General features: G+C 68.7%; 12 protein-coding genes. 10 read left to right on the forward strand and 2 right to left on the reverse strand.

Annotation, left to right across the window (positions count from 1 at the left end):
- The first annotated feature begins 200 nt into the window (after window positions 1-200).
- The 6 genes from leuC (at window position 201) to ACFXQA_RS08980 (ending at window position 6,622) form a co-directional block, all read left to right on the forward strand.
- On the forward strand, window positions 201-1,694 hold the full coding sequence (leuC, locus tag ACFXQA_RS08955) for a 3-isopropylmalate dehydratase large subunit (RefSeq protein WP_394519472.1): 1,494 nt from the start codon (window positions 201-203) through the stop codon (window positions 1,692-1,694).
- Window position 1,695: 1 nt separating this feature from the next.
- Window positions 1,696-2,292 (forward strand): 3-isopropylmalate dehydratase small subunit, encoded by a 597-nt coding sequence (leuD, locus tag ACFXQA_RS08960; RefSeq protein WP_394519473.1) that lies wholly within the window; start codon window positions 1,696-1,698, stop codon window positions 2,290-2,292.
- Window positions 2,293-2,355: 63 nt separating this feature from the next.
- Window positions 2,356-3,744, forward strand: a complete 1,389-nt coding sequence (gene murA / locus ACFXQA_RS08965) for a UDP-N-acetylglucosamine 1-carboxyvinyltransferase (RefSeq protein WP_394519474.1) — start codon at window positions 2,356-2,358, stop codon at window positions 3,742-3,744.
- A 2-nt stretch (window positions 3,745-3,746) separates the two neighbouring features.
- On the forward strand, window positions 3,747-4,511 hold the full coding sequence (locus ACFXQA_RS08970; protein ID WP_394519475.1) for a lysophospholipid acyltransferase family protein: 765 nt from the start codon (window positions 3,747-3,749) through the stop codon (window positions 4,509-4,511).
- On the forward strand, window positions 4,501-5,637 hold the full coding sequence (locus tag ACFXQA_RS08975) for an NAD(P)H-dependent glycerol-3-phosphate dehydrogenase (protein ID WP_394519476.1): 1,137 nt from the start codon (window positions 4,501-4,503) through the stop codon (window positions 5,635-5,637). The genes ACFXQA_RS08970 and ACFXQA_RS08975 overlap by 11 nt, the downstream gene beginning before the upstream one ends.
- Window positions 5,537-6,622, forward strand: a complete 1,086-nt coding sequence (locus ACFXQA_RS08980; protein ID WP_394519478.1) for a D-alanine--D-alanine ligase family protein — start codon at window positions 5,537-5,539, stop codon at window positions 6,620-6,622. Before ACFXQA_RS08975 ends, ACFXQA_RS08980 begins: the two co-directional genes overlap by 101 nt.
- 72 nt (window positions 6,623-6,694) lie before the next feature.
- Here ACFXQA_RS08980 and ACFXQA_RS08985 read toward each other — a convergent pair whose 3' ends face one another.
- Window positions 6,695-7,183: a DUF3515 family protein gene (locus tag ACFXQA_RS08985; RefSeq protein ID WP_394519479.1), complete on the reverse strand. Its 489-nt coding sequence runs from the start codon at window positions 7,181-7,183 to the stop codon at window positions 6,695-6,697.
- A gap of 57 nt (window positions 7,184-7,240) precedes the next feature.
- Between ACFXQA_RS08985 and thiL the strand changes: the two genes are divergently transcribed.
- Window positions 7,241-8,233, forward strand: a complete 993-nt coding sequence (gene thiL, locus ACFXQA_RS08990; protein WP_394519480.1) for a thiamine-phosphate kinase — start codon at window positions 7,241-7,243, stop codon at window positions 8,231-8,233.
- Here thiL and rsmD read toward each other — a convergent pair.
- On the reverse strand, window positions 8,218-8,784 hold the full coding sequence (gene rsmD / locus ACFXQA_RS08995; protein ID WP_394519481.1) for a 16S rRNA (guanine(966)-N(2))-methyltransferase RsmD: 567 nt from the start codon (window positions 8,782-8,784) through the stop codon (window positions 8,218-8,220). The genes thiL and rsmD overlap by 16 nt on opposite strands.
- Window positions 8,785-8,864: 80 nt before the next feature.
- On the opposite strand from rsmD, the gene ACFXQA_RS09000 reads away from it, so the two are divergent.
- The 3 genes from ACFXQA_RS09000 to ACFXQA_RS09010 all read left to right on the forward strand — a co-directional run bounded on the left by ACFXQA_RS09000 (window position 8,865) and on the right by ACFXQA_RS09010 (window position 12,233).
- Window positions 8,865-11,033, forward strand: coding sequence for an ATP-dependent DNA helicase RecG (locus ACFXQA_RS09000; protein WP_394519482.1), 2,169 nt, complete (start codon window positions 8,865-8,867; stop codon window positions 11,031-11,033).
- Window positions 11,034-11,113: 80 nt separating this feature from the next.
- Window positions 11,114-11,611, forward strand: a complete 498-nt coding sequence (gene coaD, locus ACFXQA_RS09005; protein ID WP_394519483.1) for a pantetheine-phosphate adenylyltransferase — start codon at window positions 11,114-11,116, stop codon at window positions 11,609-11,611.
- A gap of 64 nt (window positions 11,612-11,675) precedes the next feature.
- The gene (locus tag ACFXQA_RS09010; protein ID WP_394519484.1) at window positions 11,676-12,233 is read left to right on the forward strand and encodes a YceD family protein; all 558 of its coding nucleotides are present in this window, start codon (window positions 11,676-11,678) and stop codon (window positions 12,231-12,233) included.

Here is a 12,233-nt window from a genome sequence, read left to right on the forward strand (position 1 = left end):
GTGCGGACCTTGACACTTCGGCATCTGCATGTATGGCGTTCGCGGCCTGGGGCGGCACGCTCGGGGCGGTGGTATCGTGACGCCATGCGGATCGCTCGCCTTCTCCTTAGCGGCCGCGACGAGACCTCGTTCATCTAGGCCTCTCTCGTCGCGGAGTTCATCGCGGGCCCATTCGCCACCCGAGAAGAACGGCAGATCTCATGAGCACCCCATCTTTCGACGACAACTCCACCGGGGTCGTCATCCCGGATCGTCCTCGCACCCTGGCCGAGAAGCTGTGGGACGACCACCTCGTGGTCAAGGGTGAGGACGGCGAGCCCGACCTCATCTACATCGACCTTCACCTCGTGCACGAGGTGACGAGCCCGCAAGCATTCGACGGTTTGAGATCCGAGGGGCGCCCCGTTCGTCGTCTCGACCTCACGATCGCCACCGAAGACCACAACACCCCGACGCTCGACATCGACAAGCCGATCGCCGATCTGACCAGCCGCACTCAGATCGAGACGCTCCGCCGAAACGCGGCGGAGTTCGGTGTGCGCATCCATTCGCTCGGCGACGCCGAGCAGGGGATCGTGCACGTCGTGGGCCCGCAGCTCGGGCTGACGATGCCCGGGGTCACGGTCGTCTGCGGTGATTCGCACACGTCGACCCACGGCGCATTCGGTGCCATGGCGTTCGGCATCGGAACCAGCGAGGTCGAGCACGTGCTCGCCACTCAGACCCTCCCGCTGAAGCCGTTCAAGACCATGGCGATCACCGTCGAGGGCGAACTCAAGCCGGGTGTCACGGCGAAAGACGTGATCCTCGCCGTCATCGCGAAGATCGGCACGAACGGTGGTCAGGGGTACGTGCTCGAGTTCCGGGGGAGCGCCGTTCGTGCGCTGTCCATGGAGGGGCGCATGACGATGTGCAACATGTCGATCGAAGCGGGCGCGCGCGCCGGCATGGTCGCCCCCGACGAGACCACCTTCGCCTATGTGAAGGGCCGGGATCACGCGCCCACCGGGCAGGACTGGGACGACGCCGTCGCCTACTGGCGAACGCTGCCGAGCGACGAGGGAGCGGTGTACGACGCAGAGGTCTTCCTCGACGCGAACGAGCTCGAGCCGTTCGTCACCTGGGGGACGAACCCCGGCCAGGGAGTGTCGCTGAGCGACGTCGTGCCGGCGCCCGAGGAGTTCACCGATCCGAACGAGCGCGCCGCTGCCGAGCGCGCGATCGAGTACATGGATCTCGTCCCCGGCACCCGGCTCAAGGACGTCGCCGTCGACGCGGTGTTCATGGGCTCGTGCACGAACAGTCGCATCGAAGATCTGCGTGCATTCGCCTCGGTGATCGAGGGGCAGACGAAGGCGCCGGGCGTGCGGGTCATGGTCGTCCCGGGCTCAGCCCGCGTGCGACTCGAAGCCGAGGCGGAGGGTCTCGACAAGATCTTCATCGACTTCGGCGCCGAGTGGCGTTTCGCGGGGTGCTCGATGTGCCTGGGGATGAACCCCGACCAACTCGCCCCCGGTGAGCGCTGTGCATCGACCTCCAACCGCAACTTCGAGGGCCGCCAGGGCAAGGGCGGTCGCACGCACCTCGTGTCGCCGTTGGTCGCTGCGGCGACCGCCGTGCGCGGCACCCTGTCTAGTCCGAGCGACCTGATCCCAGCCCTTGGGCAAGCTCAGGGACCGAAGGTAGGGGTCTGACATGGATGCTTTCACCACGCACACGGGTGTCGCCCTCCCGCTCAAGCGGTCGGCCGTCGACACCGATCAGATCATTCCCGCCGTCTATCTCAAGCGCGTGACGAAGACGGGTTTCGAAGACGCGCTCTTCTCGAGCTGGCGGCAAGACCCGGCATTCGTGCTCAACCAGCCCGCCTACGCGGGAGCATCCGTGCTTGTCGCTGGCCCCGATTTCGGCACCGGCTCGAGCCGCGAGCACGCGGTGTGGGCGCTGCGCGACTACGGATTCCGTGCCGTGCTCAGCCCTCGCTTCGCCGACATCTTCCGCGGGAACGCGGGCAAGCAAGGTCTGATGGCCGGGGTGGTCACGGAGGCCGACGTCGAGAAGCTGTGGGCGGCCATCGAGGCGCAGCCCGGTGTCGAGATGACGGTCGATCTTCGGGAGCGACGCGCGAGCATCGGCGACCTCCAGGTCGCGTTCGACATCGACGATTACACTAGGTGGCGGCTTCTCGAAGGGCTCGACGACATCGGGCTCACCCTGCGCAACGAAGACAAGATCGCGCAATTCGAGGCTCGCCGCGAGGCATGGCGGCCGCGGACACTTCCTGTTCCGTAAGTCGGATCGACCCCACCCGGGCCGGTTTCCCCGCCCCTCGTCGATACAAGTGAGGTCCACCGCATGAGAACACTCGCCACTGGCGCCGACGCACCGGAATCAGGCGCAGGCGCGCAGGCTCCTGTCACCCTCGAAGAAGGAGAGACCCTCCGGATCCGAGGGGGGAGGCCTCTGACGGGGCGCGTCGAGGTGAAAGGCGCGAAGAACCTGGCCACCAAAGCGATGGTCGCCGTTCTCCTCGGAAACTCGACGAGCGTCCTCCGCGACGTGCCCGACATCAGCGACGTCGGGGTCGTGCGTTCACTGCTCGAAGTGCACGGCGTGAGCGTCACCGACGGCGAGAAGCCGGGCGAGCTCATCTTCGACCCGAGCGGCGCCGTCTCGGCGAACTTCGAGCAGATCGATGCGTACGCCGGCGCCTCCCGCATCCCGATCCTCTTCTGCGGACCGCTGCTGCACCTGCTGGGTGAAGCGCTCATCCCCGACCTCGGCGGGTGCCGCATCGGCGATCGACCGATCAACTTCCACATGGATGCGCTGCGCGCGTTCGGCGCGGTCGTCGACAAGTCGTACGAGGGCATCCGCATCACCGCCCCGGACGGCCTTCACGGTGCAGAGATCGAGCTGCCGTACCCGAGCGTCGGAGCGACCGAGCAGGTGCTCCTCACGGCCGTTCGCGCCAAGGGAATCACCGAGCTGCGCAACGCCGCCATCGAGCCCGAGATCATGGATCTGATCGCGGTCCTCCAAAAGATGGGCGCGATCATCTCGTACGAGCCCAACCGGGTCATCCTCATCGAGGGCGTCGACGAGTTGCGCGGTTACGACCACCGGTGCATCTTCGACCGCAACGAGGCCGCATCCTGGGCCGCTGCCGCCCTGGCCACCGACGGCGACATCTTCGTCGGTGGGGCACGGCAGCAGGAGATGCTCACCTTCCTCAACGTCTTCCGCAAGGTCGGCGGCGAGTTCGATGTGCACGAAGACGGCATCCGCTTCTACCGCGGCGGCGAGCTCCGCCCCGTCGTGGTCGAGACCGACGTGCATCCCGGCTTCATGACCGACTGGCAGCAGCCGCTCGTCGTTGCGTTGACCCAGGCGAACGGCGTCTCGACCGTCCACGAGACGGTGTACGAGAACCGTCTCGGGTTCACTCAGGCACTCGTCCAGATGGGCGCCGACATCGTCGTGCACCCCAACGGCATCGACACCCCGGGTCGGCGCGTGCCCCGGCGCGCGCTGGAGCAGGCGGCGGTCATCACCGGACCCACCCCCCTTCGCGGCGCCGACGTGGTCGTTCCCGACCTTCGAGGCGGCTACAGCTACCTCATCGCCGCGCTCGCGGCCGAGGGCGAATCGGTCGTCCGCAACGTCGGCATCCTTCGACGCGGGTACGAGAAGCTCTTCGCCAAGCTCGACAGCCTCGGCGCTGACTTCGAGGTCATCGGTTAGTCGTGGCATCCGCTCGCCGCGACACCTCGCCCGAGAAATCCCGCCCGAGCGTCTTCTGGCTGCTCGGCGGGGTTGTCGAGCCGTTGACCGCGATCTTCGCCAAGATCGAGATCGAGAACCCCGAGAAGCTGCCCCGCGAGGGCTCGTACGTGCTCGCGCCGAACCACTACTCGAACTTCGATCCGATGGTGGTGGCCGTCGCGGTCTGGCGCATCGGGCGGGCGCCGAGCTTCATGGCCAAAGAGAGCCTGTTCCGTGTGCCCGTGCTGGGTTGGGCTCTCCGTGCGACCCGAATGGTGCCCGTTTCGCGCAGCTCGTCGGCCTCTGCCGCGCGCGACACGATCCGCGGCTCCGAGCAGCTGGTCAAAGACGGCCGGGGCGTGGTGGTGTACCCCGAGGGCACGCTGACCCGCGATCCCGATCTGTGGCCGATGCGCGGCAAGACCGGAGCGGTGCGCCTGGCCCTCGCGGGCGGGGTCCCGCTCGTCCCGATGGCCCAGTGGGGTGTGCAAGAGATCATGCCGCGTTACGGCAAGCTGCGGCTGTGGCCGCTGCGGCGACGCGTCCGCGTCGTGCTCGGCGACCCGGTCGACATCGTCGCCCATGGCGCTGACCTCACCCGGCCGGCGACGCTCGTCGCGGCGACCGACCTCCTGATGGATCGGATCGCCGAACTGCTCGGTCCGCTCCGCGAGGGCACTCCGCCCGCGCAGCGGTGGAATCCTTCGGCGCACGGCCAGAACGAGACGGGCCGCCTTGAGTCGTAGATCGGATGCCGCGCTTCCGCGGGTGGCTGTCGTCGGCGCCGGCAGTTGGGGCACAACGTTCGGCAAGATCCTCGCCGACGGCGGAGCCCACGTGACCATGTGGGCCCGTCGGGCAGAGATCGCCCAGGAGATCAACGAGGCCAAGCGCAACAGTCAGTACCTCGCGGGCATCAACCTGCCGCGCGAGATGTCGGCGAGCGTGCACCTTTCGGAGGCGGTCGACCGCGCCACCCAGATCTACCTTTCCGTACCGAGCCAGGCCTTGCGCGAGAACTTGAAGGCGCTCCGCCCGCTCGTCGCCGCGAGCGACGTGCCGATCGTCTCGCTCATGAAGGGCGTCGAGAAGCGTACGGGCCTGCGCATGAGCCAGGTCATCGCGCAAGAACTCCAGTGCGACCCGGCCCGCATCGCGGTCGTCTCGGGCCCGAACCTCGCGCTGGAGATCGCGCGCGAGCAGCCGACCGCCGCCGTGATCTCCTCGGTCAGCGAAGAGACCGCCGAAGCCGTCGCGCGCCGCGCCAGAAACCGGTACTTCCGTTCCTTCGTCAACACCGACGTCATCGGCACGGAGTTCGGCGGTGTGTTGAAGAACCTCATCGCGGTCGCGATCGGGATCGTCGACGGTGTGGGCTACGGCGAGAACACCAAAGCCTCGATCATCACGCGGGGGCTGGTCGAGATGACCGATTTCGCCGTGGCGCAGGGCGCTCAGCCCGAGACGCTGCAGGGCCTGGCCGGCCTCGGCGATCTCATCGCCACGTGTCAGTCGCCCCTCAGCCGCAACAACACGGCCGGGCGCCTGCTCGGGCAGGGATACAGCCTGCAAGACGTCGTGAAGCAGATGGAGCAGACGGCCGAGGGACTCTCGTCGGTCACGCCGGTGCTGCAGCTGGCTCGCGACGCCGGGGTCGAGATGCCCATCGTCGCGCAGGTCAAGCGCGTACTCGACGGCACCATGAACCCGCGCGACATCGCGCCGCACTTGACGACCGACGACGACAAGCCGAAGGGCGAGAGGACGCAGCATGGTTCGAACAACGGTGGCGGTGCTTTTTGGCGGTCGATCCAGCGAGCACTCGATCAGTTCCGCCACGGCGGGCGGGGTTCTGCGGGCGATCGACCGTGATCGCTATCGGGTGATCCCGGTCGGCATCACCCGTGACGGTGTGTTCGTCCTCGAAGACGACGACCCCGACAAGTTCGCGCTCGACGTTCACGCGCTCCCCGAGGTGGTCGACAACGGCACTCGGATCCTCTGGCCGCACGCCGGGGATCGAGCTCTCGCGGTGCGCCGCGCCGACGGCACGGAAGAAGACCTCGGCGACATCGACGCGGTATTGCCGATCCTCCACGGCACGCACGGCGAAGACGGCACCGTTCAGGGCTTCTTCGACACCCTCGGGCTGCCGTACGCCGGGGGCGCCGTGCTCGACTCGGCGATCTGCATGGACAAGCACTTCATGAAGATCGTGTTGCGTGACGCGGGGATCGCGGTCTCGCCGTGGATCACCGTGCGACGCGCAGAGTGGACGGGTGATGCGGCAGCGGTCGCGCGGCGGGCATCCGCCCTGCCCTTCCCGTGGTTCGTGAAGCCGGCCAGAGCGGGGTCATCGGTCGGGGTCTCGAAGGTGCACGACGAATCAGAGCTCGCCGCCGCCCTCGATCTCGCATTCGCCGAGGACGACAAGGTGCTCGTCGAGCAGGGCATCGTGGGTCGAGAGATCGAAGTCGGGGTGCTCGGACCGCGGGCCGGTGGGGCGCCGCGCGTCTCGCTCCCCGGTGAGATCGTGCTCACCGGACGGGAGTTCTACGACTTCGAGGGCAAGTACCTCGGCGGCGACGGCGTCGACGTCGTGTGCCCCGCCGACATGACCGAGTCCGAGACGACGGCGGTGCAGGATGCTGCGCTCCGTGCGTTCGCGGCGGTGGAGGGGCACGGGCTCGCCCGCGTCGACTTCTTCCTGGGGGCCGACGGACCGGTCGTCAACGAACTCAACACCATGCCCGGTTTCACACCGATCTCGATGTTCCCGAAGTGCTGGATCGCATCGGGCCTGTCGTACGACGCATTGATCACCGACCTCATCGAACAGGCGATCGAGCGCGCCTGACCCCGTCGATAGCCCGCTCTCCGAGACTGTCGCTCAGCGGGTCCCTGAGCCCGTCGAAGGGTCCGGGTGGGGTCACTCGATCGTGTCGGCGGTTCCCGGGCGGTCGGTGCAGACGCTGCCGGTCTCGGTCAGCTGACGGGCGAGGATCGGCGAGACGGCTCGAAGGGTGTCAGCGCTGCCGACGACATCGAAGTTCAGGTAAACCTCGACGGCAGGGGTGCGCCCGAAGGTGGTGAACCGATAGAACGGTGCGTCCGTATCGTCGACCAACCAATCGATGCCCTCGACAGGCTGACACGGCCACGTCGAGGGCCCCGGCTCGTCTACGCCGCAGGTGAGAAGCACGGCGGCCGGGTCTCCCCACGCTCCGGTCGCCTGCGCGTCGGTGAAGCGGCGCTCCTGGCCCGCGATCGTCTCGGGCAGGCGCACCGACACGTCGGCGCACAGCGGATCGTTGGCGCCGGGCGCCGCCTCCATGGCGACGGTTCCGGCGCAGGCCGAGAGCCCGGCGGCGAGGGTGAGAACCGCGGCCGCGGCGAAGGGGCGGCGCAGGCGGATCACCGTTCCAGGGTACCCGTCGCGGGGTCGCCACGACGCGGCGGGCGATAGCGTGGAGGCGTGGATGAACGCACCGTCGGTGAACTGAGCGAGGGCGCGATCCTGCGCCGCATCCTGGATCGGCTTCCCGAGACCGACGCCATCGTCGGCCCGGGTGACGACGCGGCGGTGATCAGCGCCCCCGACGGCCGAGTCGTCGCCACCACCGACACGCTTGTACACGGACCAGACTTCCGCCTCGCGTGGTCGAGCGCGTTCGACCTGGGCTGGAAGGCCGCGGCGGTGAACCTCTCCGACGTCGCCGCGATGGGTGCGCGACCGACCGCTCTGCTCGTCGCCCTCGCCATGCCCGACGACACGCCGGTCGCGTTCGTCGACGGGTTCGCCGACGGGCTCGCCGCCGCGTGCGCGGAGCTTGCGCCCGGGTGCGCGGTCGAGGGTGGAGACCTGACGGTGTCCGACACGTTGACGATCGCGGTGACGGCGCTCGGCTCGCTCGACGGGCGAGAGCCCGTGCGACGCTCCGGCGCCGTTCCGGCCGACGTCGTGGCGATCGCGGGCGACCTCGGGATCGCGGCGTTCGGGCTCGCCGTGCTGTTCGACAGGTTCGTCGGCGCCGACGGTTCCCCCTTCGCGATCACCGCCGAACGGTGGGCGGAGCTCACTGCGGCCGAGGTGACGGGTGTCCGCCGCCAGCGGGCTCCCCGCCCGCCCATCGGGCTCGGACCGGTCGCCGCGCAGCGGGGTGCCACCGCGATGATGGACGTCTCGGACGGTCTCGCACTCGACGCGCGGCGCATGGCCGATGCCTCCGCAGTCACCATCGAGTTCGCGGCCGGATCCCTCGGTGAGGACCCGGCCGCCGCGCTGAACGGGGGAGAGGACCACGCTCTGCTCGCCACGTTCCCGCCCGGGGTCGAACTGCCCGAGGGCTTTCGCATCGTGGGTGTCGTCCGTGAGCGCGCCGAGGCCGCCGTGACCGTCGACGGAGTGCCCTTCGCAGGACCCGGCGGATGGGACCCCTATCGCGACTGGGACTACGCCCGGGGCTGACCCCACCACATCGTGGTGTCTCCATAGGCGCGGTCGCGTACCGAAGCGAGCCCCGCGGCCTGCCAGTCGGGCGACACGGAGCGCTTCGCCCGCTCGACGATGACCGTCGCGTCGGGGGAGAGGAGCGGTGCGAGCGCGGCGAGAGCCGCGGTCAGATCTGCATCGGCGAGGTCATAGGGCGGATCGAGGAAGACGAGGTCGTAGGGGCCCGCCGCGTCACGCAGGTAGCCGGCGACGGTCGCGCGGTGCACCCGCGCGGGCACGGGTGCACCGATCGCCTTCGTCACCCGATCCGCGTTGCGCCGGATCACCGTGACGGCCTGGGGGGAATGCTCGACGAGGTCGACGGATGCGGCGCCCCGGCTGACGGCTTCGAGTCCCAAGGCTCCCGAGCCGGCGTAGAGGTCGGCGACCCGCGCGCCATCGATGATCCCCGCGGCCTCCAGCGCACCGAACAGCGACTCGCGGACGCGGTCGCTGGTCGGTCGCGTCCCGCGAGGGGGAACGTCGAGCACGGTGCCACCGGCGGATCCGGCGATGATGCGGGTCACCGTCTCACCCTACAAAGCGTGCGCCGCCGGGCGCGCACCGGAGCGCGGCCCGTGTCGGGGATCCTGCCTAGACTTCCCCCATGCCCGGCTTCTCTCTCGCGACACGCCTCGACGGTGTGGTCGGCGGGAAGACGGCGTCGGCCCTCGAACGCGCGTTCGGCATGACCACGGTGGGTGAGCTGCTCGGTCATTACCCGCGGCGGTATGCGCAGCGGGGCGAGCTCACGCCGATCGCGTCGCTGCCGCTCGGGGAGCCCGTGACGATCGTGGCCGAGGTCGTGCGCGCCGGCGAACGTCGGATGCAGAACCGGCGGGGGTCGCTGCTCGAGGTCGTGATCACCGACGGCGACGGACACATGAGCCTGACGTTCTTCAACCAGGCGTGGCGGATCAAAGATCTCTATCCCGGCAGGCGTGGCATCTTCTCGGGCAAGGTGGGCGAGTACCGCGGCCAGACCCAGCTGACGAACCCCGATTACGAGCTCTTCGAAGACGTCGAAGAAGCCCGCATGACCGCTGAAGCGAACGCGAACCTGCCGATCCCGATCTACCCGGCCACGAGTTCGGTTCCCAGCCACTTGGTCAAGAAGTGCATCGACCTCGTCTTCGAGGGGCTCGGCGCCGTGCCCGATCCGCTTCCCGAGACGCTGCGCGCGCGGCACGGTCTGCTCGACGCGCGAACGGCGTTCGAGCGGGTTCACCGCCCCGATTTCGAAGATCAGGTCGGGCCGGCGGTCGCGACCCTTCGCATGCACGAGGCGCTCGTGCTGCAGTCGGCGCTCCTGCAGCAGCGTCAGTTCGTGCGCGCGATGTCTGCGACGAAACGGCCGGCCGCCGGCGGAGGTCTGCTGGAGCGCTTCGACGCGGCCCTGCCGTTCGAGCGCACACCCGATCAGGTGACGGTCGGCGATGCCGTCGCGGCCGACCTGGTCGGGGAGTGGCCGATGAATCGGCTCATCCAGGGCGAAGTGGGCTCCGGAAAGACCCTCGTGGCACTCCGCGCGATGCTCCAGGTCGCCGAGTCGGGCGGTCAGTCGGCCTTGATCGCCCCCACCGAAGTTCTCGCCGGGCAGCACATCCGCTCGATCGCGCGCATGCTCGGTCCGCAGCTGGCTCCAGAACTCATGCCGACCCTTCTCACGGGCCAGATGCCCGCCGCCGAGCGGCGGAAGGCGGCGCTGCGCGCCGCATCCGGGCAAGCGCTGATCATCGTGGGCACGCACGCCCTGCTCAGTCGATCGACGACGTTCGCCGATCTGGGACTCGTGGTCGTCGACGAGCAGCATCGGTTCGGCGTCGAGCAGCGGGAAGCTCTTCGCGCGAAGGGTTCCACGCCCCACACCGTCGTGCTCACCGCAACGCCGATTCCGCGGACCGTCGCCATGACGGTCTTCGGCGACCTCGATGTGTCGACCATTCGCACAATGCCCGCGGGGCGCGCCGGCATCCAGACGTTCGTCGCGCCCGTGGCCGAGAAGCCTGGGTGGTTCGCCCGAGTGTGGGATCGCGTGGCCGAAGAGATCGCGGTGGGTCGCCAGGCTTTCGTGGTGTGCCCGGCGATCGATGCCGAGGCGTCGACGAAAGACGACACCGCCGACGAGGTGGTGCCCGACAACGAGGCCGCGGCTCCCCGCATCCGGTGGGGTGTCGTCCAAGTCGCCGATGTGCTGTCGCGGCATCCGTCGTTCGCCGCCCTGCGCGTCGAGATCCTCCACGGCAAGATGCCGTCCGACGAGAAAGACGCCGCGATGCAGGCGTTCGCGCGAGGCGAGATAGACGTACTCGTCGCCACCACGGTCGTCGAGGTCGGCGTCGACGTGCCGAACGCGTCGGCGATGGTCATTCTCGAAGCCGACCGGTTCGGCGTCTCGCAGCTCCACCAGCTACGCGGTCGCGTCGGCCGGGGGGGAGTCCCGGGCATCTGTCTCCTCGTGACCGAGGCGTCGGCCGGCTCATCGGCCAGGGCGCGTGTCGAAGCGGTGGCCGCCACCCTCGACGGGTTCGAGCTGGCAGAAGTAGATCTGGAGCTGCGCGGCGAGGGCGACGTGCTCGGCGATGTGCAGTCGGGGGCACGCTCGTCGCTGCGGCTGCTGCGCGTGGTCAAAGACGCCGACGTGATCACCGAAGCGCGCGCGGCCGCGGAGAAGATCTTCGCCGAAGACCCGGCGCTCCTGCAGCATCCGGCGCTGGCCGACGCGATCGACCGTCGCGTCGGTGCGTTCGAGCGGGCGGCTCTCGCGCGATCGTGAGCGCGTCTCGCCCTCGCTCCTCAGACGCCTCGGAGCTTCGGCTCAGGTTCGCGACGAAGCCGCCTGGGTAGGCTGACGGCATGGACAGCAGGATCGCCGTCGTACCGGGCTCGTTCGACCCGCCCACGCTCGGACACATCGATGTCATCCGCCGGGCCGCCGCGCTCTTCGACCAGGTGCACGTGCTCGTGGTGCACAACCCCGGCAAAGAAGCGCTGCTGCCCATCGCCCAGCGTCAGGCGCTTCTCGAGCAATCGATCGCCGAAGACGGGATTGAGGGCGACGTGATCGTCGCCGCGTGGAGCGTCGGCCTCCTGGTCGACTACGCCACAGACGTCGGCGCCGGCGTGCTCGTGAAGGGCATCCGCTCCCAGGTCGACGTCGCCTACGAGTCGCCGATGGCGATCGTGAATCGACATCTGGCGCACGTCGAGACCGTCTTCCTCATGCCTGATCCGGCCCACGCGCTCGTGTCGAGCTCCCTCGTGCGCCAGGTGGCGGCTCTCGGCGGCGACGTGTCTCCCTTCGTTCCTCCGGCCGTCGCCCGTTTCCTCGGTACGGGCACCGTCACCCGGTGACCGGAGCCCCGCCGGCGAACCGCGGGTAGCATTGACGACCGTGAGAACTCGTCGTCCCGGACCCATGATGCTGCCCGTCCGCGATATCGTCCACCACCCGGGCGAGATGCGCGAGTTCGAACTCGATCTGAAGACGGCGGAGAAGTGGGGCGAAGGCCTCGTCTCGGTCCCGATGGGCGAGCCGCTCGATCTCGACGTGCGGCTGGAGTCGGTGCACGAGGGGATCCTCGTCACGGGTACCGCCGACACGCGGGTCACGGGCGTGTGCGGCCGTTGCCTCATCGACATCGCCGAGCCCGTCGAAGTCGAGTTTCAGGAGCTTTTCACGTATCCTGGTGAAGAAGCGGCAGACTTCGAGGTTCTTGACGACTACGTCGATCTAGAAACTCTGGTCAGGGATGCCATTGTCCTCTCGCTTCCGTTCCAGCCGGTGTGTCAGCCGGATTGCCTCGGGCTAGACCCCGATACAGGCGAACGACTGACCGTGAGCACCGGCGAAAGTGAGCGGACGCCCATCGATCCTCGGTGGGCTGCGCTCCAGCAGTTCCCCACAGACCCCGACGGCGAAGCGCCCAGCCGCGCCACGCCGGATCCCGAAGACACCGTCACAGAGAAGAGCTAG

Source organism: Microbacterium shimangi (assembly GCF_043556445.1).
In the GTDB taxonomy this organism is placed as follows: Bacteria; Actinomycetota; Actinomycetes; order Actinomycetales; family Microbacteriaceae; genus Microbacterium.